Annotated in this window: 24 protein-coding genes and 1 pseudogene; 2 read left to right on the top strand and 23 right to left on the bottom strand. The window is 57.0% G+C overall.

The features are described 5' to 3' along the window. Positions 1-11: 11 nt before the first annotated feature. The 21 genes and pseudogenes from M4I36_RS04490 to M4I36_RS04390 form a co-directional block, all read right to left on the bottom strand. Positions 12-1,379, bottom strand: a complete 1,368-nt coding sequence (locus tag M4I36_RS04490; protein WP_258110507.1) for a carboxypeptidase-like regulatory domain-containing protein — start codon at positions 1,377-1,379, stop codon at positions 12-14. 7 nt (positions 1,380-1,386) lie between these two features. Next, entirely contained in the window at positions 1,387-1,866 is a 480-nt protein-coding gene (locus M4I36_RS04485) for a hypothetical protein (protein WP_258110506.1), read from the bottom strand. A 17-nt stretch (positions 1,867-1,883) separates the two neighbouring features. Next, complete coding sequence (locus tag M4I36_RS04480) at positions 1,884-2,336, bottom strand: hypothetical protein (RefSeq protein ID WP_258110505.1); 453 nt, start codon at positions 2,334-2,336, stop codon at positions 1,884-1,886. Between the two features lie 69 nt (positions 2,337-2,405). Beyond that, complete coding sequence (locus tag M4I36_RS04475) at positions 2,406-2,702, bottom strand: hypothetical protein (protein WP_258110504.1); 297 nt, start codon at positions 2,700-2,702, stop codon at positions 2,406-2,408. Between the two features lie 25 nt (positions 2,703-2,727). After that, on the bottom strand, positions 2,728-2,922 hold the full coding sequence (locus M4I36_RS04470; protein ID WP_258110503.1) for a hypothetical protein: 195 nt from the start codon (positions 2,920-2,922) through the stop codon (positions 2,728-2,730). Positions 2,923-2,990: 68 nt separating this feature from the next. Then, positions 2,991-3,806 (bottom strand): type II secretion system F family protein, encoded by an 816-nt coding sequence (locus tag M4I36_RS04465; RefSeq protein ID WP_258110502.1) that lies wholly within the window; start codon positions 3,804-3,806, stop codon positions 2,991-2,993. 14 nt (positions 3,807-3,820) lie between these two features. Continuing rightward, positions 3,821-4,726, bottom strand: coding sequence for a hypothetical protein (locus M4I36_RS04460; protein WP_258110501.1), 906 nt, complete (start codon positions 4,724-4,726; stop codon positions 3,821-3,823). An 18-nt stretch (positions 4,727-4,744) separates the two neighbouring features. Next, a complete protein-coding gene (locus M4I36_RS04455) occupies positions 4,745-6,061 on the bottom strand; it encodes an ATPase, T2SS/T4P/T4SS family (RefSeq protein WP_258110500.1) in 1,317 nt (438 codons plus the stop codon). Next, positions 6,061-6,816: an SAF domain-containing protein gene (locus tag M4I36_RS04450; protein WP_258110499.1), complete on the bottom strand. Its 756-nt coding sequence runs from the start codon at positions 6,814-6,816 to the stop codon at positions 6,061-6,063. Before M4I36_RS04450 ends, M4I36_RS04455 begins: the two co-directional genes overlap by 1 nt. Further along, the gene (locus M4I36_RS04445) at positions 6,813-8,048 is read right to left on the bottom strand and encodes a ParA family protein (protein WP_258110498.1); all 1,236 of its coding nucleotides are present in this window, start codon (positions 8,046-8,048) and stop codon (positions 6,813-6,815) included. The genes M4I36_RS04450 and M4I36_RS04445 overlap by 4 nt, the downstream gene beginning before the upstream one ends. Beyond that, positions 8,026-9,177: a hypothetical protein gene (locus tag M4I36_RS04440; RefSeq protein ID WP_258110497.1), complete on the bottom strand. Its 1,152-nt coding sequence runs from the start codon at positions 9,175-9,177 to the stop codon at positions 8,026-8,028. Before M4I36_RS04440 ends, M4I36_RS04445 begins: the two co-directional genes overlap by 23 nt. 1,118 nt (positions 9,178-10,295) lie before the next feature. Beyond that, positions 10,296-10,538, bottom strand: a pseudogene (locus M4I36_RS04435) (IS1380 family transposase); the annotation flags it as partial. Positions 10,539-10,830: 292 nt separating this feature from the next. Next, positions 10,831-11,694 (bottom strand): decaprenyl-phosphate phosphoribosyltransferase, encoded by an 864-nt coding sequence (locus M4I36_RS04430; protein ID WP_258110496.1) that lies wholly within the window; start codon positions 11,692-11,694, stop codon positions 10,831-10,833. Between the two features lie 13 nt (positions 11,695-11,707). Then, complete coding sequence (locus M4I36_RS04425; protein WP_258110495.1) at positions 11,708-13,600, bottom strand: glycosyltransferase family 39 protein; 1,893 nt, start codon at positions 13,598-13,600, stop codon at positions 11,708-11,710. Between the two features lie 506 nt (positions 13,601-14,106). After that, positions 14,107-14,316, bottom strand: coding sequence for a hypothetical protein (locus tag M4I36_RS04420; protein ID WP_258110494.1), 210 nt, complete (start codon positions 14,314-14,316; stop codon positions 14,107-14,109). A 198-nt stretch (positions 14,317-14,514) separates the two neighbouring features. Continuing rightward, positions 14,515-15,792 carry a glycosyltransferase family 39 protein gene (locus tag M4I36_RS04415; RefSeq protein ID WP_258110493.1) on the bottom strand — a complete coding sequence of 426 codons (1,278 nt, stop codon included), beginning with the start codon at positions 15,790-15,792 and terminating at the stop codon, positions 14,515-14,517. Then, positions 15,756-16,220 (bottom strand): hypothetical protein, encoded by a 465-nt coding sequence (locus M4I36_RS04410; RefSeq protein WP_258110492.1) that lies wholly within the window; start codon positions 16,218-16,220, stop codon positions 15,756-15,758. Before M4I36_RS04410 ends, M4I36_RS04415 begins: the two co-directional genes overlap by 37 nt. A 265-nt stretch (positions 16,221-16,485) precedes the next feature. Further along, the gene (locus M4I36_RS04405; protein WP_258110491.1) at positions 16,486-16,857 is read right to left on the bottom strand and encodes a hypothetical protein; all 372 of its coding nucleotides are present in this window, start codon (positions 16,855-16,857) and stop codon (positions 16,486-16,488) included. Between the two features lie 75 nt (positions 16,858-16,932). Next, positions 16,933-17,151 carry a hypothetical protein gene (locus M4I36_RS04400; RefSeq protein ID WP_258110490.1) on the bottom strand — a complete coding sequence of 73 codons (219 nt, stop codon included), beginning with the start codon at positions 17,149-17,151 and terminating at the stop codon, positions 16,933-16,935. Positions 17,152-17,203: 52 nt separating this feature from the next. Then, a complete protein-coding gene (locus M4I36_RS04395) occupies positions 17,204-17,719 on the bottom strand; it encodes a hypothetical protein (RefSeq protein ID WP_258110489.1) in 516 nt (171 codons plus the stop codon). A gap of 556 nt (positions 17,720-18,275) precedes the next feature. Next, complete coding sequence (locus tag M4I36_RS04390) at positions 18,276-18,866, bottom strand: RNA polymerase sigma factor (RefSeq protein ID WP_258110488.1); 591 nt, start codon at positions 18,864-18,866, stop codon at positions 18,276-18,278. 410 nt (positions 18,867-19,276) lie between these two features. Here M4I36_RS04390 and M4I36_RS04385 point away from each other — a divergent pair, with 410 nt between their 5' ends. Further along, positions 19,277-19,765 carry a recombinase family protein gene (locus M4I36_RS04385; protein ID WP_258110487.1) on the top strand — a complete coding sequence of 163 codons (489 nt, stop codon included), beginning with the start codon at positions 19,277-19,279 and terminating at the stop codon, positions 19,763-19,765. A 55-nt stretch (positions 19,766-19,820) separates the two neighbouring features. Here M4I36_RS04385 and M4I36_RS04380 read toward each other — a convergent pair whose 3' ends face one another. After that, positions 19,821-21,812, bottom strand: coding sequence for a hypothetical protein (locus M4I36_RS04380; RefSeq protein WP_258110486.1), 1,992 nt, complete (start codon positions 21,810-21,812; stop codon positions 19,821-19,823). A gap of 203 nt (positions 21,813-22,015) precedes the next feature. Between M4I36_RS04380 and M4I36_RS04375 the strand changes: the two genes are divergently transcribed. Then, positions 22,016-22,273, top strand: a complete 258-nt coding sequence (locus tag M4I36_RS04375; protein ID WP_258110485.1) for a hypothetical protein — start codon at positions 22,016-22,018, stop codon at positions 22,271-22,273. Positions 22,274-22,439: 166 nt separating this feature from the next. Here the strand turns inward: M4I36_RS04375 and M4I36_RS04370 are convergent, their stop codons facing one another. Continuing rightward, positions 22,440-23,855 (bottom strand): hypothetical protein, encoded by a 1,416-nt coding sequence (locus M4I36_RS04370; RefSeq protein ID WP_258110484.1) that lies wholly within the window; start codon positions 23,853-23,855, stop codon positions 22,440-22,442. Positions 23,856-24,051 lie beyond the last annotated feature (196 nt).

Below are 24,051 nucleotides of genomic sequence, written 5' to 3'. Positions count from 1 at the left end.
GGATACCCCCTTCAATTGATCTGCGCGACAAAGGTGTTGGTGACGTCCTGTTGCATCGTGATGGATACCGAAAGTGATGTCCCCTGACTGGTTTGCGCAAGGGTCTGCCCCGTGGTCTCATTGAGGATGCGCAGCGTGTATCCGTTCAGCGGTTGATTGACCGTCGCCGTCAGGGTGACCTGATTGTCCGTCGGATCGCCCACCGCGGACAGCGTCACGGTAAACGCCCGCACGGTGACGGAGGCCGTACCCATTCCCCCGTCGCAGCTTGCCATCACCGTATCCGTGCCGCCCGTTCCCGGCGCGGTGAAGGTGGCGGCGAAATTCCCACGGCTATCGGTCGCGACCGTCTCTGGCTGAATCTGTCCGCCATCGGTCGACAGCGTCACCGTCTGGTCGGCGATTCCCGCACCACCGACGCCGGTCACGTGCCCCGTGATCGTCACGGACTGCCCCGCCTCCACCGTCGGTATGGGGTCAATCGAGACGGTGGGTACGCTCACTTGGACCTGTTGCGTCGCGTAACCAGTGTCTGCGCTGGCCGATACGGTGTACGTGCCCGGTTGTGCGGGCGCTGTATACGTCACGGAAAAACGTCCATTCCCGTCGGTCGTGACGGTCTGCCCGTTTAGGACCGATGAGCCGCTCGCTACACTCCCTCCTGACCAAGTGAGCGTCACGGTTTGATGCGCCAACCCCGTTGCGTTTAACGACACCCTACCGCTCAGCGGTTCGGATTGACCGGCGATCAAGCTGGGGAGTGGATCCATCGTGACGGTCGGCATCGGGGCGCTCGTGGGATACTGCGTGTGGAGGGTTCCGGTGCTGCCCGTCTGCGGATTCGTGACCGACACGGTGATTCGATCCCCCGGCGCGAACACCTCACTTCCCTGCTGCCCAGCCGATCCATTCGAAACATCCATTCCCCCGTACCCGTCAAATCCACCCACGACAATTCGGTCGTTCTGCCAGGAGACGATCATCGGTTGAACACCGTAGGTAGAACTGTTCGCCGCAGCCCAACCACGACTCATATCCCGGATGATGAGTGCCGTCTGCCCTGCCGCGGATGGATTCCCGAACCCGTAGCCGGATATCACGAGTTGCGGTCCCCAGGTGGATGTGTTCCAGGACACGGAGTCGACATGCGTGATGGTGGCACCCGGGATGATCGGGACGTTCGTATTCGTGAGCCAGGTGCTCTCAGACGATGACAGTGGTGGGGACTGCCCCCACAGGGCCTGTGCCATATCGTTGTTGGACTTCACGCCGATCGCCACCGCGTGGTTGAGCGTGCCCCAGGCGGCCGGAAGCAACGCCACAGTGAGTACCCCGATGGCAAACAAGGCCCACAGGAGCATGCGCGTTTCCCGTTCCATGATCGATTCACCCCTTTCCCACCACCGAGTACTGGACCGGCACCGTCACCCGCATGGGCGCCGCCAGCGCCTTTAGCACCGGCACACGATCGGCCGCCGTCTGCAGAAACAGCGGCAAAAACTTCCCCGTGACGATGACGGTCACTTGGTTGTCGACCACGCCCATCTCCAGAGACAGGTTCGAGAAGGCGCGGTTCAGATGCGTGTCGGCCACCTCTTGGTCAAATATTTGGGTCGCCGTCCTATCGGCCGCTGGGGTCAAGGTCCAGTCGGCAGAGGTCAGGAATCCAGCGTTTGATCCGGACACCGTCTGGGTCACCTGCGACTGCGCCGCCGACGTGGCCGCGCGGCGCAGTTCCGTGCCAGCCGCAAGACCGGAGGCCAGCCACGCGAGAATCAGAAGTAAAACCATGCCGACTGTCACCGAGAGGAACGCAAGATTCAAACTGAACGTGTAACCGTCTTCGGCACGCAGCCATGCCCACATCCGACGCCATCGCCCCGTCACGGACTCACCCCCGTGTACTGCACCTCGTTCCACGCGGTCGCCGACGCCGTCATTGGCACTGTCAGGCCCAGCGACGGACCGCCAAACAGGGTGAGGGCGCGATCAAAGGGAACCGGCGCGTTGTACGAGATCGAGACATCGGCATTGGAGGATGTCGGTGTGGAGGTGGCCGCGTATCCGGGCTCTCCGCTCGCTGGTGACACCGCCGTGACCGACACCAGCGTCTGCCCGTTCCAGGTGGTCGGGAGGTTGTCGGCGGCCATGTCGGCGTTGATTTCGCTCTGCACGGCGCCGGTATTGCCTGTGATCGCGTAGACGCGCGCCGCATCCTGCGCGATGGCATCCATCTGCAGCTTCATGCCGACCAGCGGCGGCGCCAGGATCAGGATTAGGGTGACCGCGAAACTGACACAGATGGCAAAAAGCGTCGTGATGAGATTGCTTGGCATCGTGTTCACCCCCCAAAAACAAATGGGGGCAGACCGTGGCGGCCCGCCCCGAGGAAAACGCGGATGAGGTTACGGCGCCCGGTAGCCGCCGCTTGCGACAGAGGGCGTACCGATCTGCAGTGTTCCGCTCTCCGCCTGTTGCGCCAATTGCGTGAGGCCGCTTTGCGAGGACAGGCTCGTCGCCGCCCCGCCCACGCCACTCTGCGCTTGGCTGAGCAGATTCCCGATCATGAAGTAGGCGATGCCCGCAATGAGCGTCACCGCGATGATGCCAACCAGCCACCAGAGGCTGCGGTTCGTGTTCTCCTCGGCCGTATTGCCCGCCTCCGCCATCAGCCACCGTGTGGCACGTTTCCATGTTGTCATGGGCTTTTCCCCCTCCTTGATTTCGTCAAAACAGATTGGTGAGATCGCTCACCATGGCTTTTAAATCTCCCGACAGAGCGCCCCAGATCAGCCCGGCGGCGACAAGAACGACGACGGTCGAGAAGATCCAGAACCCGGCCATCGTGACGTACTCGTCCATCATGCCCCCGTGCTCACCGCACACCCAGTTCCATGCTCTCTTTAAAACGGCATGTGCCACACGCCCACCACCTCCTTTCCCACCGTACCTCTCCAGACCGTCACTCGGGTGCCAGCGAGGTGCCGGTCTTAACCGAAACTCCACGAACCGAACAGGTGCAGGGCGAATGCCAGCATCGCGTAAATCGCAAAGCCAAAGCCCGGCATCGCGATGAGCAGCGTCGCGTACATCGCCACTTCCAGTTGCACCTTGCCGTATCGTTCGACGGCGTTTGCATCGCGCGTCTTCATGTCCAGCCGAATGCTTCGTAGAATCGCGTCCGCAATCGGCGTGCCGTTTCGCTCCGACTCAGAGACGAGCGAGGCAAATTCACGCAACTGCGGCACACCAGTCGAATCACCGAGCGCCTCAAGTGCACCGGGCAGGGTGGTGTAGCGCTTTTGCGCATTCACCTCGCACAGCTTGTCTCGCATCGGCGGATCGATACGACGTTCGAGTAGTAAGAGCGTATCAGAGAGCGTCGCGCCCGCCCGCAGGAGAAAAGCGAGCAACATCTCGACCACGCGGGTTTGTTTCGCGAGCTTGCGCTGGTGCGCCCGTGCCGTGATCCTGGCGTACAAAAGAGGGGCGGAGAGTGTCGCCGGAATGAGGAAAAGCAAAAACCCCATCCGCAAGAGCAAGGCACTGGCGAGCACCAGTGCGACAACCAACAGAACCGATCGCTGCCAGAGCATTCCCTGCTCCGGTACCCCGATGGCAGCCGCCTCACGGCGAAGCATCTCGGCATAGGATCGAACTCTTCTTTTCCGCTTCGCGACCGCCCAGCCCGCGCCGAGAACCTGTTGTCGAAACTCCTGCCACTCCGAGATCCGAGACCGCCAAATGAAGAGCCAAGCGAGCGTCAGGAGCGTTCCGAACCCTGTCGACAACCATGTGATGTTCATCTGTCACCCCCTCCCTATGCGTCGATGACCTGACTGCGGCGAATCACGAGGTAGAGCCCGAGGGTCATCACCGCGAGTGTGGTCCAAAACAGGAATCGCGTCGTTTCGCTCATCTGCGATGCGGCAAACGGGTATGCGACGAGAAAGGTTCCGGCGAGCATGCCGTAGAACCAAACCCCGCCTGTGCGCTGGTGTGCGGTCTCCGCCCGGATGCGACGCGCGTATTCGAGTTCTTTGCCCTGAATCTCCGCCATGTCCAGCCATAGCTCATCGAGCGGCACGTTGTATTTGCGCGCCTCCCGGGTCGCGAGCGCAAAGTGTGCGATGTCCTCCATCCCAAGACCCCCGGCCCAGTGGACAAACGCATCCTCAGGCGTGGGGAATTGCGGAGAGTCGACGAGACCACACAGTTCCTGGAGACGCTTCTTTAACGGCGTGTACCGGATCGTATCGGCCATGCGCAAAAAAGCGTCGTCGAGTCGCCCGGTTGAAACAAGCACGTGGACACCCCGCTCCACACCCTGGCGCAGGAAGGCGGTTAACAGTTCCTCCCGCCGTTTCCCTGCGAGGCGTGCCCAGTGCCGTTCGTACAGCAGAAAAGAGATCCCGAGACTGAGAGCCAGACCGAGAACAAAAAAGTAATGAAGCAGCAGGGTCACAGCGAACAACAGGGCAAACAGAACCGTGACGTGGACGGTGGCGGTTCGCTCCGTATACAGTTTGTCGAGGATTCGGTAATGGGCGCACACGCGATCCAGATACCGAGCGACCACGCTGCGCCGGTCTCGCTCCGGCGCCCTCTCCTCCATCACGTCCCGGAACCGCGCCCGCCACTCCCCATTTCGCAGCTCGCGACCCAGCAGCCCGAACACCGCGGCTGCCGTCACGCACAACCCAAACAGACGGGCAAGAAGCCCCATGTCCATGGCCGTTCCCTCCTACGTTGCGATGCGGTACCGTCGCACCGCTTCGTGATTTCGCGGCAGATGCACCTCGATGCCCTCCACCGCCGCGCGTTCTTGCATCGCGTCCGTGACGCCGTGAAACAAAAACGCGTCCGCCGTGGCGTCATACGTCATGACCGGCTGCCACAAGAGCGCACGCTCCCCAAAGTCAAAGCCGAGGATTTCCCCGATCTCCGTGATCCGTTTCCCGTGTCGGGTGTCGCGTAACGTGAACACGAACCGAATCTTGTCGCCCATCATGCCGGCGATGTTTTGCACCGACGCCCGCGACCCGGCACCGTCCGCCGCCTCGAGCAAAAACCGCGTGAGGACGCCCTCAACGCCTGCGCGAAGGCCCACGTGGCTGTGAAACGTCGTGCCGGTCTGTCGCTTCACGATGAGGCTGGTGCGCAGGAACAGGTACGCCACCGCGGCGGAGCGTACCTCACCGATGTACTCGTTGTCGCCGTTCATGCGCAGGGAGTTGATCAGGTTTCGAACCATGTCGATCCGCCCCTTGCCCTCGTGGTTCTCCGCGCGGTCCGTCAGCCGGATCGCCCATTCACAGAGGGGGGCCATCTCGGGGAGTTCCTCAATGATGATGGTCAACTGCCCAGACGGAATGTCACCGGTCATCGCGTTCATGAGGGTCGTCTTCCCGGAGCCGACCCCGCCCGCCACAATGAAACTGTCGCCCAGTTGCATCAGGAGCCGGATGAATGCGCGGGTCTCTGCATCCAGCAAGGACAGACTCGTGAGATCGTCCAGGGTAAACGGATAAATTGGCTTGCGGATGCTGACGATGGTGTGCGGTTCCGTCACGATCCTGCCCTCGGCATCCCGGACGGTGTAGCGTGTTCCAGGACCGCCCACGACGTTCATCCGGTATCCGCCGCGTAGAATCGCGTCGCTCATCGGATCCGATTGCGAGTACCGATACGGCGTGTCGTCGAGCTGCCGTTCGACGAATTCCCCGAGCGCCTCCTCTGACGAAAATCGGCTGTCTGGCACCTCGAACTTGCGGCCGTTTCGCTGCACGAGGGTCGTTATGCCGATCACGTGCACATCCGTCACGAACGGATCTTCCATCACCGACTGCAGCGCATCGAACCGAAACCAGGTGTCAAGCAGCGCCGTGATGACCTTCTCCCGCTGCTCCATCGGCACAAACGTTTCAGGATCCGCGCAGAGGCGGTACAAAAACGCGTGCATGTCCGTGCGGGTCACGCCCGGCTGGCGCAGGAGCGGATGGTTCACCACCGCCGCCTTGAGCCGCTCGACATCCCTTTCGACCTGTGGGTCCATGGCCATCACCGCCCACCTGCCTTCGCGCCCGATGGCGTTGTGCCGGTAGCTGCCGTTGCCGGGGGCGAGGTCGTCACCCGTATGGTGGGATTCGCTGAAGAAACACCCGTCCCGGTTGATAACGAAATGGACTCGGGTGCGGTGAACGAGCCGTTTTGCGGAATGAGCCCGATCTGCACGTTGTTGTTCAAAATGGCGGGCGCGAGCACCCGGTAGTCCTTCTCGGTGACAAAGAGGAGCAGCGCCGTGGGCGTGCCGCCTTTTGCCGGCTCCAGAACATTCAACACCGGCACGGGCTCAATTGTCGTGAGCGTTTGCGAGGTTCCGCCCTGCGACGGCACCAAGAGGGCTATCGCCTCGCCGGGGTTGACGACGGAAGCAAGCGGGGTCTGCACGGGCAATGCCATCAGCATCCCGGTCTGACCGGTGCGCTCCGTGTACTGGGTGAGAAACGCAGAGAAGCTGTCGCCCGATGGGTTCAAATCGGAGGCCGTGACGGGATCCCCTTTGGGCACCGCGAAGGAGAGATATTTCCCGACCACCGCGCCTTCACTCGTGGCGAGCCCCGCGATGCCGGATGTTTGGGGTACCGTCGCTGTCGTCACATCCGCAGGACCGATTTTCGTGTAAGGATAGAGGGTATGGGTCGTGACGACCACCGTTTCCGTGTTCGCGGCCCGAAGCAACACCATCGACCCGATGAGACCGGCCGCGACGGCGCACACCACACCGAGAGCAAAGGACCATGTGCTCTTCCTCATCGTGACCCCACCTCCCGCATCCCTTCGAATTTCCGAGCCTTCCGAGAGTTGCTCCGCTCCGGCACTACGCGCAACGCTTCGAGCACGTGCGCCACCGCCTCTTGCACCTGGCGGCTCCCCGCCAGCGGCCCTGCCGTCATGAGATCGCGGTAGAGCCGCCGGTCCTCGGGGATGTGCACCACGTCCGATGGGATGCTCGCTTCCTCAAGCAGGCGCAGCGCACGCCGGTGTTCCGCGACGCCCGCCCGAATGCGGTTGACGGCGACCACCACCCGCGCCGGTGTCTTCAGGTGCCGGACAAGTTCGTACTCTTCGAGAAACCGCTTGAAGGCCATCCACTCCGGCGTCATGGCAAACACGACCCGGTCCGCCCGTTCCAGCGCCGCGTACGTGGCGGGTGATGACGGACTCGTATCGATGAGCACGATATCGAAGGAGGTCGCAAATTGATGGATCAATCGCCGCAGCGTGGTGTGATCCAGACCGTCTCGCGTCCGGCCGCTCGGAAGCAGGTACCAATCCTCGACGCGCACGAGCGACTCCCGAAGGGTGGATTCGTCCATCTGTGCGGGCAGTCGCGTGAAGTCATCGGTCGTGAGTGCGGCCGGCCGGTGATGGATGGCCTGCAGGTTCCCCTTGGGATCAAGATCGATGACCCCGACTGCGACACCCTGTCTGGCCAGTGCGCGGGCAAGCAGCGCCGTGAGGGTGGATTTGCCGACACCGCCGCGGGCGCTGTGAATGACAACGACCCGGCCGCGCAGCAGCGGATCCGGGTCATCCTGGCGAAGCGGCGGTTTTGCGTGCGTGACGACACCGGTGGACACCGGCGAACTTCGTCGTTTCAAAATGGCCTCCATGGGCGTGAGCGTGGTGGTTGGCCCGACTGGTGGCTCTTTCGCCTCCTCTACCGGAAGCCAGCGACGCAGATAGTCCATGGGAAGCGGATACGTCACCACATCCACGCAACCGAGATCCTTTGCCATCTCGTACACGCCATCGTCAGCCGTGGACGCCACGGTGATCGCCGGGGAAGCAAGCCCCGAGTTCCGCAACCGTTGGACCATTTCCGGCGGCCAGTCTTTGCCGACGAGCAAAAGTTCAACGGCGGAGAGATCCACCTGGCCCAGTTGATCCTCATGGTCCACCGCCTTCAGCGTCAGACCCGCCCGTTCTGCGGCAGATATCGCGGCCGCTTGTTTCACGCGGTCAAACTCGAGCAACAAGAGCATCCTCATCACCTCCATCCATCGCTTGACGGCCGGGATCGACGAAACATGCGGAGATTCGCGTAACAAGCGGAAGAAACTGCTGCGCGAAACCAGGGTCCAGGTCAACTAGCGGTGTCTTCATGCGCATTGCGTGAAACTGTCGGGGTTCATGCAAGATGGTCACGGTCTCCAACTCCGGATTCATGGAGCCAAGAACCCCCTGCGTGTGATGGTTCACAACCAAGAGCACCCGCTCACTCATCCCCGGTTGCTCCGTCAGAGTCTGCTGTGCTTCCCGCATTTGGATGGCATCTGGCCACGTGACGACGAAAATCAGGTCGATGCCTGAAAGGGGTATCCCCGAGCCCTGTCTTGCATCGAGGATGACGCGGTATCCTGGCGGTGGATCCGACGCGTACACGTGCTCCGCAAGGCGGGCGTCACACCAACGGTTCAGGGTCTGCGGGGCGTCTTCGACCACGGCGGCTGGCAACTCGTGCGCGTGGCACAGAGTCATGAGCTGTAGCGCCACAAAACTCTTCCCACAGCCCCGCTCTCCAAGAAGTCGAACCCGAACGGGCGCAGGGCTTGGCCAGACAACGCGGCGAACCGGGTGCAGGGTGTCCCGCCCTTCTCCCAAGCGCGGCTGGGAACCATCATCGGCGGACGGTGGAAGCCAGGCGTCCAATCGGCCCGGTTCGTGCTGTGGGATCGGCGCCCATGTAAACGGCGCAGTTTCCTCTTCAAAGATATCCACCACACGCGGGTGTTCGATGACACCCGCCTCTTCCTGTCGCAGATACACGTTGATGTCGTCGGCCGACCGGGGATGGGTAAGAAGGGCATCGAGATCCTGAAGCACAAGTTCGTCGCCCACAAACAGAAAGTCATAGACGCCCATCAGGCACAGATCGCGTTTAAAACCGTCCGATTCGTGCGCGGCCGATCCGATGAACACCACCCGCGCGCCGCTTTGTCGGACGTGGCCCAGGGTTTGCAAAAGCGCATGACGCTCGTGAAACATCCATTCGGAGACGACGAGTGTGTCCCCCTCATGAAACGGGGTGTCTCCGATTTTGCGGGCATAGGCCAGCCACTCACTGCCTTTGTAGCGATCCCGAAGGTCGGTTGGCAACGCCAAATACAGCAAGGTCACATCTCCTTCCTTGACTGCGAAAATTTTTCGTTTGGAATGGAGCCGAAAACGGTGTTATGAGCGAGAGGAAACCGGTGAAGAGTACACAACACGGTGCGATCCGTGGCATGAAGTCCATGACCGGTCATGCCGGCACACCGGATCTGGATTGACCCACCTCCCATCACGTACACGGTATCACGGCCTACCGGGGTATCGGTGCCGCGACAGTGCCAAAACCGACTCGCGTCCTTGGTTGCGGCAACACGACATCCCTCATCTTTGCGTGGACGGCGGACTCTACAAAATCCATCGTGTGTATGTGTCGGTGAATCTGGACGACAAGCCGTACAGGGTGAAATTCTTTGTGGAAAGTCGAGAGCCGGGCGGGCGATGGCGAAATTTCATCATCACGATTCAAAAAGGATCTGCTACCGCATGCGAAGCGGTTGTACTTATAAGTTTTCCCTTACCGTTCCAAATTGCAGAAATAAAGTGCCCAGAAACTCTTCATTACGGGCCAGGCGGCTTGATTTTCTTCACGATTACTGATTTTTCTTATGATTAACTTTGTAATAAACCCTATGCCCTTCTACTACAACTCTTCGTGTTCTGGTTGCACCCGCTTATTTTGCACATGTTGGATGCGGCCTTTTTGGCGCGCTGACGGTGGCAACGCTGAGCTTGGATTCTACCGCTGTCTCCTTTGCCGACTCGTCTCCGTCTGCTTCGCCGTCGCCCACAACCACCGTGTCTGATCTATCGACGCTTCATCACTGGATTCCATTTTCAGTTTTGGGCAATCCACAGCCCGGTTCCACCAATCAGAGTTAGGCGATGACGCCTGTGGTTATGGCCACCGTGCCTGATCCACAGACGATATCTGGTAGCATTGTTTCTTTCCTGAATCCGTGACACCGACATCAAAATCCTGGGGCATCCTCCGTGTCCATCCTCGGGCACCACCCAAACGGCTGGCTAGGTGCTTCGATGGGATGACCAAGGCTTTGAAAAGTTGTCCACATGTGAATAAGCCTCACGATCTCAGGCGTTGTCCAAAGGTGTATACATGGCACGCACACTCACCCAAACGCTTGATACAAACGAGTAAACACCGATAACCACCGATTCCCTCATCCCGAGCGTAGCCGTGGCTGCCGCGCATGCCTCGTCATCTTCGCCGCCAGTGTGATCAGGTTCCGGATCACCGTGCGGATGCGACGTCGTTGTACCTTCTTCCGGAGCGGTCCATCTTGTACTTGTGGACTTTCCTAGCCAATGATACGCAATAGATTGTAAGCCATGACGCCGAAGTGCAGCACCACATTGTTCGTCGCAAACTTCCCCGACGGAATCCGTTCCAAGTCCAGATCCGTCTATAGCATCGTACAGTGTCATGTTACCTCTGGGACACAGGAGCCAGGGTGCCATGACGGTGCCACAACAAGAATTGCAATTGGACTTGCTGAATCTACAAGAAAGACATGCATCAACGCCGGGCTGCCCGTAGAAATGGAAGTTCAAAGAATCAGAAATAGGCATATCTGCTGGCGTAGCGGTACGGAATAAATCCACTACGGACGGAACTGATTCCACACATACGCATCCCATGGACAGACGCATTGGGCAAACCGTTGCCTCAGAAGATGCAGCGGGTATGACCAGAGATCAGTGAAACGTCCACAGCAGTATGACAACCAGCGCGGCGAATGTGAACACAGTCAACAGGATCTGCCTGTCCTGTATGAGAGTATGCTCCGGCCGCCCCCCTGTGCCCGCGACGTGAATGAGCAGCAGATAGCGAAACACGCCGTAGATCACGAACGGAATCGTCAACATGAGCGCCGGAGTGTGGCGCGACGTGAAGCTGAACATGGAGTATGCCATGATGACCAACGCCGCGGTGACGCCATTTAGTTGATTGAGCAACTCTGGTGAATACTCACGCAGTACGTCGCGATGGCATTCGCCTTCTGTTTGGGCCTTCAACACCTCGTAGCGCCGCTTGCCCGTCGCGAGAAACAAAGACAGGAGCATGGCACACAGAAGAAACCAGGACGTAAACGGAACTTGAATCGCAACGCCCCCTGCGATGGCGCGCAAGACGAAGCCTGCAGCGATCGCAAACAGGTCGGCGATCGGGATATGTTTGATACGCAGTGAGTACGCGACGTTGAGGATCAAATAGGCGGCGATTGTGGCTGCGAGCAGCGGTCGCAGCACGAGCGCGACGCAAAGCGCAACAAGCAAGAGACCGCCGGCAAAGACAAGTGCGGTGCGCGGTGACAATAGTCCGGCGGCAAGCGGTCGGTCCTGCTTCTCTGAGTTGGCGCGGTCAGACTCCAGATCGATGAAATCATTGAAAATATAAATGCATCCGGAAACTGCGCTAAACAGGACAAAGGCGACCACTGCCTGTCCAACCATGGCCGGATTATCGTTCGGAATGTGAAAGAGCAACGCGGCGAAAACGAACAGATTTTTCGTCCATTGCGCGGGTCGCATGGCGCGAAGCAACAGAGAGAGTGTCATCTGCGACGTCTCCTTACGGGGTGGTGCTGTTGACCGCAAAAACCGTGAATTTTCCCTGCCGATTATACACTCGAAAGAGCTGCGGATTTTCCATGGCCGCACGGTATTGGGGAGAGTGATCGGTCGTCATCAGGTACTGGATATGATCCCGGACGATTTCCTGATCAAACGCATGTGGATTTTTCACCATGATTTCCAACACCGTGTTTTGCGCGTGTCGCCCAAACAACGGATACGGATAGGCCACCAATGTCGTAAATCCGATCACGGTTGGATGCCGCAGCCCATCCACCCAGGCGTATTCCGGCAGGAAGATACGACCGGTGGTGCGCTCTCTTGGCGGCAAGCGCAGCGACAGGAGAAAGTCTTGCGAGATCGTTCGCGTTCCACCATATCCGTTCAGCGGCCCTTGCTGCAGGGACAGGGTTCCACCGACCACGTACGTGGCCACGACCAGAATGAGCGCCAGAAGATACCCCGTGGATCGCAGTCCGCGCATACGAAGACGTTCCAGCATGTACGCCAGTGCAATCGCGCCAAACGCCACCATGAACATGGTGTACCGGCCCCACCAATTGGCAGTCTGCAGCCAGAAGATGATCCACAGCGGGACAACGAATAAGAAAAAGGTGCGGCGATCCCGCCAGAGGGTGTAGACCGTAAACAGAACCAACGCGGGAAACTCCAGCAGGATCCACTGTGGACCGAACGCATCGATGGCCATGTCGTTGGAAAAATACGTAGGAATACCCGTCCATGCCAGCCAAATTTGCTTCCATGGCGGCAACCCAAGCAGCGAAGTCGGCGTATTCGGGCGCATGACCAACTGTTGGACCGTCCCGAATCCAGGGAAGAGAGGATGACCCAGCACCGTCACGACAAATGGATAGATCGGATTCCCGTATAGAGACCAGTCTTGTATGTACCAGTACGATCCCAGAACGCATAGCGGCACCAAAAAGGCGCTGATGTGCCCAGCAAGAGCAGCGCTTCGTAGGCCATTTTGCCGCCTTCGCCGCAACGTTTCGACCAGCATCCATAAGGCGCAGATTCCGATGTACAAGGCCCCGTCTGCCTTGATCCCCAGTGCGATCCCGCCAGCCACACCCGCCGCCAGGCTGTATCGTGCGGTGGGATTTCGCATGTAGGCCTGGGCGAAGTACAGGGCCGTGAGAAACATGGAGGCAAACGCCAGATCCACATAGTCGGTGCTCGCCTGCACGAAAATAGTGGGCGCCAGAAAAAAAAGAGTGGCCGCCGCAACTGCGCCGCCGCGCGATACGCCGAGCATCCGCGCCAATCCCGCAGTTGCAGCCATGCCGCAAAGAGCAAACAACCATTGACCCAGATGGACCAACGTATCGTCATTTTTAAAGAGATACAGCCACGTAAAGAGTAACTCCGCGTTTTTGGGATAGGCGTCCGACCATACTGACACGTTGCTCTGAATGATCTGTCTCGCGTGGATCCACGTCGCCACCGTCACCAGATGGTAACCCAGTTCATCCGCCGCATAGGGAGGCACGAAGTATCCGATCATCGCGATGACGATCAAACTGACGGCGGCGAGCCCCACATAGGCGTAGCCAATCTCGCCCAGATTCAAGTGTTCCCGCATCCGAATTGGGAGTACGGAAACGGTGTGCGAATCCGTTGCGACAGACGCACGATGCCAGAGCCACAGCGGTACCGTGTACGCCAGTGCCAGCACGACGATACAGGCAAACACGTCCACAGAGGACAGGTCACGCAAAACAGCGCCAGCAAAAAAGACGGCGACCATAACCTGCGCGATGCCAAATACCAACGCTGTGATCACACGGTCAAGAACACCGGGAAAGAACACGCGCGCGACATGGATGGATCCAGCAATGACGACCAGTAAACCAGCGATTCCATAGAACATCCAAGTAACCTCGATACCTATTTATTTGGGCTGAGTTCGGTATGCATGTTACTTAAGAGCCGTCGAAGAACAAGTGTCTCTACCGGGAAATAACGTAGTGATCCCCATTTTCGTCGTGGCGCTTGTGGCGCGCCAGCGCCATGGGGGGCTACTCCGAAAATAGCTTGTTCGCACTCATCTTCATCCTGCTGATGGTGACGCGCAGTGTCATGGGAATCTATCCGGGTTACCTATGACTTGCCTGCGCCCCTTTCTACGCATTATGCTCATTAAACTTGACGCGGTTATTCGCCGGTTGTTTAAAAAGGGAATTTCCAAAAAACGCGTATGGCGCTCTAAGGCAGGAGCTGCCACCAGGAGCATACGCGTTTTTCGGGCAACTGTACACTTACAATCTGGGAACCGGACTGGAATCCAATGATTTGCTCCGTCTTGGGTCCTCCATAATTCGATACGCTGTCCGGGTCTGTTCAAAGACCATCCCCATCCATCCAGCGGGCCTACCATCATGGCGGAGTCAATGGGTACACGGCCTGCACTGGCACGGGTGCTAGGCAAATCTGTGCCATGTCTGTTCTGGAATTCAGAGTCTGCGCGGCATTTTGATCAGCCTGTTTCGATAAGGCGATGGAAGAGACCCCAAACCCGGACAACACGGTCACCGTACTCACAACAAGAGCCATCGACATGGCACGAAATTTGCGTCGGGATTTCACTGCACGCCGCCTCTTCCTCTCAGGACTTCCGATTAGACGATTCTTACACCATAAAGGTTACAGAGCGGCCGCGGAACGAAGTTTCATCCTTTTACGGCGGCATTCCCCCATGTGATGTCAATGGTCGATCTGTGCTCCAATCATGTTCATCTTTGTGACCGAACATCGAGTCGGGCTGCGTGTCGACGCTCTGGCCAGTCATTTATTCTGTCGGACACCGCCCCACCACTCAACCAGGGCGATCGGGATGAGGACACACCATATATTGATAACAGGATACATGTACCGGCCTGTTGGGAGAAAGATCCATTGCGCCAGAATGATTGCCATGGTACTCAACGCGATTGTTCGATACGGCTTCAAGAATAGTAATAGAACCATGGCAATGGCTCCCATGACACAGAGTACATGATAATACAGGAAGAATAGCTGAGAATCCGCAAACGCCCAAGCTAACCAAGGTTGCCCGAAGAAGTAGGGAATCCGTCCTACCGTATACCAACCGGCGTACAGCCAGAAATGACTTGTGAATCCATGCAGCAGATGATGGACCGCGAAATCAAGCAGCCCTTGATGGGATTGTCGGGCAAGCGCCAGCAGACGATACGAACCTATTTGAAAATAAGGATCGGCGCCCAATAAGAATGGATTACCGTACTCCGATGAAAAAGGGATGAAACGGTGAAATAGGACAGCATTTCGAATCCACCAAGGCGTCATGACGATCATGACGCCACCGAGCAGAAAAGCAATCCGGGTGAATCGTGTATGCTGTCCAGTTGTGAGACTCCAGTTCCTGCGGGCACCCCACTGAATGCAAAGCCAAACGGGCAACATGACTGCAACTATTGGTCGAACCAATATTGTGTACCCCAGTACAACGCCCGAAACGGCATACCAAACAGGCTTCTGAGAGCGGTGAGCGATCATGATGCATAACAGTGTCAGCAGCAATGCAGGCGCAAATACTGCCTCTGTCAGCAGTGTATACCCAACATACTGATTGGGTAGGTAGCTCGCTGACAGGATCGCCGCTGCAAGTCCTGTCCTGGGGCCCCTTGAAATCCTACCGATTAAAAAGGACTCGATTGGTATGAGAAGTGTCAGGATCTGCTGAAACATCAGAAAAGCATGTATGGACTGGATGGAGGTCAATCTGGGGTCGTCGAATGTCGAAAGACCCTTGTAAAAGAGAGCAATCACTATGGGGTAGCCCGGCGTCACGTACGCATCCGGCTTGTTTCCAAAACCCAAATATCCTGCATAAGCCAAATGATTTGCCATGGCATTGTACCGAATCATATCCCCAGTTAAGTTCAAAGGAACAGTTACCCATATGAACACGTGATAGACTCCAAGACCAAGCACCAAGAACACAGCGACTAGATAGGGCCATACGCTCCGCAAAGCCGCCAAGGACCGCTGTGTTTTCCCATTCATCAATTCTGGTTCAGGAGCTTGAAATTGATAATCCATTTTGATCCATTTTTTATAACGTCCATATTTGTAGTGACTGGCCTTCCTCCACTAACGCCCCTAAGAGCAGAGGAAACCACAACTGTCGCTTCGCGCTCCGAAATAGGTTCGACACTCAGAATGTGAAACATGGTAACCGGGTCCTGGACTATGCTGTTCTGTAGGAATTGAATCTGTCGAGCCTTTGATCCCATACCCTGAAAACGCACATATTCAGCTGCCTTCCGTGGCCTCCCTTGCTGCAAGTCTGTGAAGTAATTTTCTACCGCAAGGTATGGACCCTGAAACATCGGATGACCAGCGTATGGATTGTTTTGAGCCGTGGCGCGAGAGAGACCGATCGTTGCCCCGAACACTAATAGGAAGAGGGCACCATACAACAAAAAGCGTCCGAAACCACCACGCCCAAATTTGACCATGTTACTCATTACCGTAAACTCCCTTCGATCACATTGACCATAACAATCTGGAACAAGTGTGGGCTCACAAATCGTGAGCCCACACTTGTTCCTTGCGTTTCTAGTAGTTCAGTGTATCTGAGCCATACGTTGAAACGGCCGATGTCGAGGAAGGGTTTGTAAACACAAGGTAAAATGTGCCGTTGGACGCGGTGAAGTCCTGAGTTCCAGCCGAATAAATCCCGCTCGAGTTCTGTGCCGCCGCAGGAAAGTAGCCCTGCCCGATTTCCGTTCGTTAATTATTGGGATACAATTGGACGAGAGAAATCACATACTGGCCCGCACTGCCTGTTAACTCTTGTCCGTAGGCAAGGATATGCTGGTATTGCCCGGCTGGCACATTAAACGTTGACGTTGCATCGTAAGCACCAGCACCGTAGGTTGTAGTCGGCCAGCTGTATACGAGAGTACTCGCCAAAGAAGTGTTGGTCGACGCAGAAGATACTGGTCGTACCGGCAAGGTGTTTCCATCTTGAATATTTTTTTGAATCTGCGCCTTTAGCGAGGGTGGCAAGTTGGGCTGACTGGCAGCAAAACTGGGCGTCGCTCCGACGAGGCAGCCGAGTAGGACAGCGGCGGTAGAAACGGTGGCAAAAGTTTTCTTCACAGTAGCACCCCATACATTATTTTTTTGTTTCGAAATACGAACAAGGCGTCATTGGTTGCGCGTGAACTCTCATCCTCACCCGGTTGCAGCATCCCCACTTACCGGATGAACCGGCAAGGTGTTTCCATCAAGGATATTGGCATGTATCTGCTGCACGAGTGACGGTGGCAGCAGATCAGTGATTGCTGCCCGACTTGGTGGGGCCGAGGACAAAATGACTGCCACCGCGATAGCTGCAGTCAAAACGGCGGGTAGAACCGATACCAACAAGGGTCTCCCTCGAATAGTCTGCATCTTTTTCACCTCCTTCACTGTTCAGGCACTTAGATAGACGTCATGTATACGCTCAATATTTCACCTTTTTTGCTTGTCCCAATAAAACGTCCATAATGCGATTCATGGCGCGCGCGCTGATTGCCATATCTCCGTAAAAGGAAACTCGAAAGGTCACAATACGGATCGGATCGTACCAGATGAGAGTAGTCTCGTGGTTCATAACTCCGTTATGAACAGCATACACAGGATGTCTCTGCAAGCCTGGTGCAACCCATCTGCGGACTGACGGACGGTATGAATTTAGAGAGGGCACCGTGTTACCGGCCTCTTGATTGATTTCAACGATGAGATGTCCGGGCATGTTTCTGCGACCATAGAACACGGAAATGGAAACCAGCCGACCGTTCCCCTTCTCAACCATCTGAGTGGCCTTGGCCTGATAGGCCGTAAGATTGAAGGGCAGGCGATCCGGCATGACGGAGTTATGAAACTTGTGCATCACGTTCGACAGGCCGATGTAGGAACGACTGATACTGCTTGGAGGCGTTGTTGGGGGGGTATCGATCTCGCTCCCTAACTTCTTCATGCCAGACAGCGTCATTTGCGACGATACGATGGAGTACTGCACACGGTTTTTGACGAACGTCAACCTGATCCATGGATTGTTCAATGATCTGTCTACCAGTCCCAATGTGCGACCGACATGAACCAGCATACTGCCGATTGAAGGTTTCGCAGGCCGCACTGGGAGCGAGTACAAGTTTTCCGACAGAGTAAACGCTGGGTACATGGCTATAAAGTAGGACTTCGTATCACCCGAACTGATCCGTATATCAGTCGGCGGCCCAACCTGTTGCGATGACGGCAATAGCGGATTGAAAGACAAAACCTTTCTATAGACTTTATGTGCAGCAGTGACCATGGCTGCTTGGTAACTCCAGTTCACGTACCACACGGGACCGGCCAGCAAAAGACTGATTGCCGTAACAACGGACAGTCGTATGAATCGACGTGATCTTGGGCGAGCGACACGAGCGCTACTATAGATATAACTCCTCAAATTCTCTGAAATCTGACGGGAGATTTCATTAGGCAAAGTGACTTTTGGCTCTGTCCTAAGGATGAAGTCGGCAGTCCTCCGGTCAATGTCTTTCTCTGCCGGCGAAACTGGAGCCGTGTTCCGTTTGAATGTATGTGTCATGCCCCCGTACCCTCTTTCGCAAAGTCTTCAGTGCACGGTGTAACTTTCGTGTAACCGTGTCGTTGGACCACCCTAGGGAACTGGCCGTCTCGTCCACGGTAAGGTCACAAACAATACGAAGAATAATGACGTCTTTATAATCCTGTTTTAAGGACCGCAAGACCGTCCACAATTGATGAGACTCCTCGATTCCTTCGAGATGTATCGACGGATCGACCGTACGTTTATCAAAGAGAGGCAGAAGCTCTCCAAGTCGTCCTATCAGCAGTCTTTCCCTGCGCCTCTTGCGTCGCAAATGGTCCGCGACAGAAGTTCGTGCGAGCGTGAACAGCCATGTTCTATAGGATGCATCATTCCTATATCCAGGCAGGCCTTTAATGGCTCGAATGAAAGTCTCTTGCAGTAGGTCTTTGGCTTCTTCTCCATCGCCAATAGCGTGCGTCAAATATCGATACAGTTCGTCCTTGTGGGCAGAAAACATTTCCTCTATTACATCCGCAGTCTCCGAGGTTGTGTACCTGTTTTGATCCAATTACACACCTCCCCCATATCATGATAGACGTCACGACCATGTCAAACTTTCACTTCAAAGAAGAAAAAAGTGCAGTCTCACAAACCGCTACCCCACCCGACCGAACTTTGAGCGTGCGCTGTCTATAACCGTACCTGGTTGCAAGAAGTCTTGATTTAACAGGCTTTTTCGGCTTTCTTAAAAAAACCAGAAACCGGCCTATCGGTGCGTTTAGTCGGGCATTCGCTCCGGTCGGCGGCTTCGTCGTCTTCTACGTCACTCTCTTCCCTCCTCGTTGCCTTGTGCCCTGCGCCAGACGCTGCGTTGGCGATCATCCCGTTATCCACGATACAACAAAGCAAGGACCGAGAAGCCAAGAACCGCGAGGAAAGTTTCGACAGCAATCGAGACAGCGCGGAACTGATTTTACCATGCACTGCAACGTCGCGCAGTATGAAAGCGAGAAAATTGGCATCCGCATCCGCTTGGGGAACTTGGAAAAGGCCCGGCAGGGGAAGTGGTATGGAGGTGCCCCGGACGGCCACGCCTTGAACCCAGAAATCAACCGATTGGAAATCGATCCGGTTCGCGCTCCCCTGATCCAACGTATCTTTGATTTGTATGAGAAGGGACACGGAACCCTTCGGGTTAGCAACATCTTGAATGCGGAGGGATACCGATCTGTACAAGGGGCGCTATTGAATTTGACGCGGGTGCGCAGACTGCTGCGAAATCCCGCCTATTGTGGCGACGTGGTTTACGGGAGTCGCGGACGGGTGCCCGCCTGGCCGACCGATGACAACCCGATGGCTCGCCGGCGTCGCACCGTATTCACGCGGGATGCCGAACGGATCGTGGTCTGCCGTGACGCGCATCCGGCGACGATCGATCGCCAGCGTTCCGAACGCATCCGCGGGTGATGGACGGCCGGAGAAAGATGTCGGGGCGGAACGGCATGGAGTTCCGTTCGTACTCTCACGGCCCCCCTGTCCGATACGTGGGCAGGAGTTGTCCGTGGAGTCCGAGTTGCGGGAACGAATCGGTGGCATACGACCGATGCCAGGCCGGCTGCGCCTGTCCGTATCTCGCAGACGGATCCGGAATGGGATGCAGGAAGTACCATGTGGGATAACCGAGGGTCTGCGCCAAGTCCGTGTTGGTCCATGTGACCGAAGAACCTTCGGCGGTCAGGAAGGTGACAGACGCCTCCAGGCGTGCGGCAGAGGACGGGTCTCCACTCAAATTCCACGCCGTCAACTGGGAAAAGGAATCCGGCACGCCTGTGGCCGCGTATTTTGGGATGGGCGCGTTCACCCAACCGTATTCTGCGGCGGGCGGCGGATAGCCGTTGCCGGAGGGATCCCACACTGGCACGTCACCCTGGTTGACCATCGTAACGGGAAGCAATCCGAATGTCTGCGTCCAGACATGGGCCTCGCCGTCCGGGTTCACCAGCCGGAAGGTCACGTCGGCACTCGCTGGCATGTCGGATGGCGAGCCGGTCCATTTCAATCGATAGGCGATTCCTCCGCCCACCCGGACGTATACTGCCGGGGCGCGAGTTGGGTTGCCAAACGTTGGCCGAGGCGTTCCTCCGCCAAGGGTGGATCCGTCCGCATAGGGATCGTTATTTTGCTGGGAAGCGCCTGGATTCGTCGGTGACCAGACGTCTCCCAGCTGGCCTGGATCGTAAAAGAGGCCGGTGACCTGAAAGTGACCGAGATTCAGAGGGTAGTCGTGATGATACGTGATGGGATTGTCCACCCACGTGTACGCCGTGCATCCCTGGCCGTCCGTGGTGGTCTGCAGTTGCCAGCGCGTATCCGTCCACGTGAGCATCTGCCCACCGGATCCATCCGGCGACCAGTTGTAAGAGAGCACCTCATTTTGCGGCATGGCCGGCACAGAGGGTGGTGTACAACCCCCGCCGCCGCCACCCGGTGGAGGTGGAGGCGGTGGGGGTGTTGGAGATTTTGTGACGGTGAATGACGCACTGGCCGCGACGGCCGCGCGGTTGAACCAATCCTTCACATAGAAGTGGATGACGTACCGTCCAGGCGATAGCGCTGCGGTGCTGATTTCATTCAGTCGCCCGCTGCCACCGTCGGTCGTTTCGACAAACGTTGGCGGATACGTGGTGGCGCCCCCGCCCGTCACTTCGACCATGGGAGAGCCGTTTGGCGCGTACAGCGTCTCGCCGTTGTAAGGAGCCCGGCCCGCAAGTGTCGTTTCACTGAAACTCTGCGCGGTGACGTTCCGCCCCTGAGCGTTCGTCACGGCGATGAGTTCAAAGTGATAGGCCGTGTGATACGCTTCGATGAACGCATGGTTTTCAAACTGGAGCGGCTTGCCCTGCTCGATGGTATCCGAACCCACGATGGAGATTTGCGCCCGCGGCGGATCCGTCGCGTATACGGGCTGGTCGAACCAGTTCTGGCCCGGTTGCAGCGGCACGAAGGAGGCGCCACTTTCATCGACAATTTGCGAGACATTGGAGACGGGAAAGGTTTGTCCGGCGCTGTCGACGAAAGTCGTGTTCCAAGAGTGAGACTGCACATAAGAAGGATCGCCCTTGAGCGCGGCGATCCACTGCGACACCGTCGATTGACCCACCATCTTGTACCCATTGTTCGAGGAAATCGGGACTCCGTCATGGCTGACATGGTCGAATCCCCAGATTCCACCGAGCGGATCATGGCCGTTAAAAATCGGGATGCCGTCCGGGCCATACTTGTAAAGATCGCCGCGATCTTGAATCGAGGTTAACGTCGGATCGTTCGTATGCTGAATCAAAAACGGCGCCCCACCGACAATCTGGCCGTTCGGTATGATGGAGCCCGCCGTTCCAGGAGGATTGTCCGCCCTCTCCACATACGCCAGTGCAGTGGTGGGCATCACCAGAAGAATGGATAAGACGGACAGCATAGCGACGCCCACACGGAGTTTCAACCTTTTCACTCGACTCATAAATCATCACTCCCCTTCCAGTCATTTCTTAGACCCAGTTCCCAGTCAGGAACGGACCACATGAACGGAGAAACCCGAATGGCCAGCCGAGGTCAGGCTTCCTCGTTTCGGATTCGCGCGCACCGCGTTACAATAGCCTCGCAGGAGTCATTGGGAGGATCAAACATCCCGAGGCACGGCATATCGTTGGGAGATAGAGAACCATGCCCACCAGCAAGGAGGAATTGCCTTGCCTGAGAGACCGCATCGGGGATCCGATCACGCTAGAAGCGGCATATGCAGCGATCCAATCCATCATGAAACACGATGATCAGGCGTGGTATTGGACGGAACGGTGGCAAGTGGGCGAACAAGAAGCGGATGCCGACAAGACCGCAGGTCGGGTTGGCCACTCTTGGATTCCACAGAGGAACTCGTGCGCCATTTTGATGAAGGAAGGGAAAGACGAGCGCAACTCATGAGAGTGGTTCTGCAAGCGCTTGGCACAACCGCCCCATTCTCGCGAAAGATCACGGTCGAATCGTGCCCAAAGCCGAAAAGACTCTGATTGAATTCACTGATTCCATCACGAACCTATTGCGAAACATCGATCGCCGCGGTGAGCGTGGAAGAATTTCTGATCTGGGATTACCCCACCCAGGTGGGCTGTCCACTGCTGTTTCGGATTTGCGGTGCTTGAATCCCCAAGGACGGACGCAAATCCACCTGCACAAACGTGATATCGTGATTTGGGAAAATCTCGCTCACTCCCAATTCCGCATGTCCCCTTGTCCTGACCAAGACGTCACTTCCAGGGATCGTGGTGCCTCCGTTTCCCGGGTCCCGTGAATCGTATCCGTAAAATCCATTTGCCGTTTTCCACAATCCTCCACGACCTAGACTGTACTCCGTGTGATTGCCGGACGGATTGTAAAGCGATCCGCAGGTGACTTCCATCTGGTTGTGATCCGACAACCAGGGTAAGACGAAGGTTAAGTTGCCATTACCGTTCACCGTAAATGTGATTTTATCGGCAAGTCGAACGGCATTCCCCTGCCCAACGGATGTCATCCGCGCATTGACATCCGGATTGTGTGCAAACGCGGGCTTCACATCGTACGGTCGGAACCAGAGATGATAGGATCCGTTGGCATCTTTCGCATATCCCCGATACAGCGCTGTCAGATTGGACAGAAGATGGGTCTCGCTGACCTTGGTCAGGGTTCCCGCCCCGATTCCTTGATTAAGATGAACCGCATTCGCCCAGGCAACCGTGTTGCCACCCGCGTTCCACGACAAGTCACGGTCCGGAATGCCGACATACCGTTGATACGCATGGTCGACGGTCTGCACATCCACGGAATCCCCTGAGCCAAAACGACGGGCGCTGTCTGCGGCGAAGTAGCCTTTTTGCAGCACCGCGTGCACATACGGCCAGTTCGAAGCACTCACATCCTGAAAAGGATTGGAACCGGAGTCATCCGGCTGGATATGCAAAGCATTCATGAAATTCTTCACGACGGTCAGTTTCGTCACGGATGGCGATGACTCCGACGTTGTCATGGACCATGTCCGTCCATTCCAGGTCGACGCGATACCCATTCGCTGGAGTACCTGCATCAAGTACCACATCGGAATATACGATGTGACCGCATGCCCACTGACATCTCGATGCGCAAAGCGCGGCGCGACTTCCACGGGGATTCCGTTGATTTCCATGCTGATCTCAGATGAATTCAACGATCCATGTGGACGATTCGCCAGGTTGGCATGCAGACCGCTTGGCAGTTCGAGATTCCAATGACGTCCGTCCCACGTGCTTCGGATGTGCAGCTTGGACAGTACGCCGAACAGATACCAGATGGGCAACCAACTGGTCGCCTCCGACTTGGCACTCTCTTGACGCACGAGATGCGCCGGATTCGATACGTCCTGTCCGTTCAACTCCAACCGAGTCGGAGCGGATGGCACATGTGACTCCGTTTGCGCATCCGAAACGGGCGCATACGAGGTCACACACACCACCACAGCTGACGACAACAGTGCCACGGTCGATTTCCTCAACTGGTTTCCCTCCTTTTTCTCGGTATGACGAGACTACCACGCAAACATGTGGGGCGAGTGCCGCCCGAGTGCCAACCGAAACGTTCTTTTTTCGCAGACGTCAAAGGACTGTACGCCTGAGTTCATCCACTGAAAGACGGATTTGTCACGTCCGTGGCACCCCCGGTCACACGAAACGGCCTACGCTGTCACCATC

Origin of the sequence: Alicyclobacillus sp. SP_1 (genome assembly GCF_024706985.1) — a bacterium.
In the GTDB taxonomy this organism is placed as follows: domain Bacteria; phylum Bacillota; class Bacilli; order Alicyclobacillales; family Alicyclobacillaceae; genus Alicyclobacillus_I.
The sequence above is the reverse complement of the archived record's forward strand: the minus strand, read 5'-3'. Positions and strand labels throughout refer to the sequence as shown.